A 1,187-nucleotide genomic window follows, 5' to 3' on the forward strand; every position below is an offset into this window, starting at 1 on the left:
TCAAGAATTCTTGCTACAACACCTGCACCAACAGTACGTCCACCTTCACGAATGGCAAAACGAAGACCGTCATTCATTGCGATTGGGTTAATTAACTCTACTGTCATTTGTACGTTATCACCAGGCATAACCATTTCTGTGCCTTCTGGTAAGGTACATGCACCAGTCACATCAGTTGTACGGAAGTAGAACTGTGGACGGTAACCTTGGAAAAATGGAGTGTGGCGTCCACCTTCATCTTTTGAAAGTACATAAATTTCAGCTTCGAACTTAGAGTGCGGAGTGATTGTACCTTTATGTGCCAATACCTGACCACGTTCGATATCTTCACGCTTAGTACCACGTAAAAGAATACCAACGTTATCACCTGCCTGACCTTGGTCAAGAAGCTTACGGAACATTTCAACACCGGTAACCGTAGTTTCAGTTGTGTCACGAATACCAATGATCTGGATGACTTCACCAACTTTAACAACACCTGTTTCGATACGTCCTGTTGCGACTGTTCCACGACCTTGGATTGAGAAGATATCTTCTACAGGCATTAGGAATGGCTTATCCGTTTCACGAATAGGATCTGGAATATATGAATCCAACGCAGCAACTAGACGCTCTACTGCAGGTGCACCGATTTCAGACTGATCGTCAGCAATGGCTAACGTTGCTGAACCGATAATTACTGGCGTATCATCACCAGGGAATTCGTACATATCAAGAAGCTCACGAACTTCCATCTCTACTAATTCTAGTAGCTCTTCATCATCAACCATGTCAGCTTTGTTTAGGAAAACAACGATGTATGGAACACCAACCTGACGTGAAAGAAGGATGTGCTCACGCGTCTGAGGCATTGGCCCATCAGCAGCTGAACATACTAGGATTGCGCCATCCATTTGTGCAGCACCAGTGATCATGTTCTTAACATAATCGGCGTGACCCGGGCAATCTACGTGTGCGTAGTGACGAGTCTCTGACTCATACTCAACGTGTGAAGTTGAGATTGTGATACCACGCTCTCTTTCTTCTGGTGCATTATCGATAGATGCGAAATCTTTAACATCTCCACCGAACTTTCTACCTTGTACGATTGTTAGTGCTGCTGTAAGAGTTGTCTTACCGTGATCGACGTGACCGATAGTACCAACGTTTACGTGAAGCTTATCGCGTGAAAACTTAGCTTTTGCCAT

At 44.5% G+C, this 1,187-nt stretch carries 1 protein-coding gene; it reads right to left on the reverse strand.

Translation table 11 applies throughout. The features are described 5' to 3' along the window. Nucleotides 1-1,187, reverse strand: a 1,187-nt coding sequence (gene tuf / locus F612_RS0111765; protein ID WP_019557969.1) for an elongation factor Tu, incomplete at its 3' end; no start/stop codon positions are given.

The sequence above is a fragment of the Thiomicrorhabdus arctica DSM 13458 genome, from assembly GCF_000381085.1.
Taxonomy (GTDB): Bacteria; Pseudomonadota; Gammaproteobacteria; order Thiomicrospirales; family Thiomicrospiraceae; genus Thiomicrorhabdus; species Thiomicrorhabdus arctica.